This is a genomic window from Tsukamurella soli, assembly GCF_039541155.1.
In the GTDB taxonomy this organism is placed as follows: Bacteria; Actinomycetota; Actinomycetes; order Mycobacteriales; family Mycobacteriaceae; genus Tsukamurella; species Tsukamurella soli.
On record NZ_BAABFR010000224.1, the window covers coordinates 1 to 1806 of the forward strand.

Here is a 1806-nt window from a genome sequence, read left to right on the forward strand (position 1 = left end):
TGGCTCACAGAACGACATGGCTACGATCCGACTTGGGACGCTCTGGGGCGGCGCCGGAACAGGGGGCGGCGTAGGCACCGGCGCGGGGGTCGGCACCGGCGCGGGAGTGGCGGCGGCCGCGGGCACCGGCACGGTGATCGGGATCGAGGGAGCTACCGGCGCCGGGAGCGCCGGGGGCTGGGCCTGCGCCAGCGCCGCGGACCGGGTGGGCACCGGGCCTTCGAAGCGGATCATGCGCTCGAGCACCCGCTCGGCGGTGGGGTTGCGCATCTCGTCGACGATCAGGCCGTCGGCGAGGAACACGACCCGGTCGGCGTACGACGCCGCGCGCGGGTCGTGGGTGACGATCACGACGGTCTGGTGGAACTCGTCGACGGCGGCCCGCAGGATCGACAGCACCTCGGCGCCGGAGCGCGAGTCGAGGTTGCCGGTCGGCTCGTCGCCGAACACGATGTCCGGCCGCCCCACCAGCGCCCGCGCACACGCGACACGCTGCTGCTGACCACCGGAGAGCTGAGTGGGCAGATGGTCGAGGCGCGGCCCCAGGCCCAGTCGCTCGACGACCGTGTCGAGCCACTCCTGGTCGGGTTCGCGGTCGGCGATCCGCAGCGGCAGTGTGATGTTCTCGAGCGCGGTGAGCGTGGGGACCAGGTTGAACGCCTGGAAGACGAAGCCGATCCGGTCGCGACGCAGCGTGGTCATCGCCTTGTCCGACAGCGACGTGAGCTCGGTGTTGCCGATCTGGACCGAGCCGCTGCTGGCGGCGTCGAGGCCGGCGAGGCAGTGCATCAGCGTCGACTTGCCGGAGCCCGAGGGGCCCATGATGGCGGTGAACTCGCCCGCCGCGAACTCGACGGTGACCCCGGCGAGCGCGTGGACGGCGTTCTCGCCCTCGCCGTAGACCTTTGTGAGCCCGACCGCCCGTGCCGCTGCAGTCATCCCTCGGTCTCCGCCATCTCGAGCCTCCGCCATGTCGCCTCCGCCGCCCCACCAGTCACTAGGTGCAGTCTTCAACCATTTTGCCATCTACATTCCCACCGCGACACACCGCTGGTATCAAGGCGAGCAACGTCACGCCGCGGATGTGCAGAATGGGCGAATGGCACTGGTCCCCCGCGTACTGATGTCCTACGAGGGCACCGTCGATCTCCGTGAGGGGATGTTCTTCCTCAGCTGCTTCGGTACCACGGTACCCGCTGATCTGCTGGCAGCGGTCACGGTGCACGGCGCCGCGACCAACAAGGCCACCGCGGGCTTCGCGTCGCCGTCGCGCTTCCAGGACGCGCTGCCGGTCTCCGTCGAGCACTGGGACTCCGCGCCCGCGCCGGCCGGGGAGTGGAACCGTGTGCTCACGACCCACGTATGCCTCGACACGTCCGGCGAGTTGGAGTTCTTCTCCGGCGGCCGGGTGGGCTTCGAGTTCCCGGTGGCGCGCGGCTGGTACGTGGTCGAGGGCAGCGTCGCGTCCGACGGTGACGGTGCCGACCGGTGGCGCGTGCGGCTGTGGCACGCGGAGGAGAGCGGACCCGATTCGGCCGAGATCAGCCGATTGTCCCGATTCGCACGGTAGGGGCCGGTAGCCTTCGAGACGAGCCGCGGGGGGCGGCGGTCGTCGGAGCGCTCGGCGCGTCCGGCACATGGTTTCGGGGGGAGCCACACATGACGGCGGAACACGCATTCCGCGCCGGGGTCGCGGCGCTGGGCATCACGATCGACGGGTTCGATGCGGCCCCGCGGGATCCCGGGCTCGCGCGGCGCGCGTTCGCGGCGGCCTGCGCGGCCGACCCGGCCGCCGGCGACGCATGG

At 71.5% G+C, this 1806-nt stretch carries 1 protein-coding gene and 1 pseudogene; one reads left to right on the plus strand and one right to left on the minus strand.

The genetic code is table 11. The features are described from left to right. Nucleotides 1–210: 210 nt before the first annotated feature. Nucleotides 211–939 (minus strand): annotated as a pseudogene (locus ABD908_RS27220) (ABC transporter ATP-binding protein); the annotation flags it as partial. A gap of 160 nt (nt 940–1099) precedes the next feature. Between ABD908_RS27220 and ABD908_RS27225 the strand changes: the two are divergent. Next, on the plus strand, nt 1100–1570 hold the full coding sequence (locus ABD908_RS27225) for a hypothetical protein (protein WP_345002014.1): 471 nt from the start codon (nt 1100–1102) through the stop codon (nt 1568–1570). Nucleotides 1571–1806 lie beyond the last annotated feature (236 nt).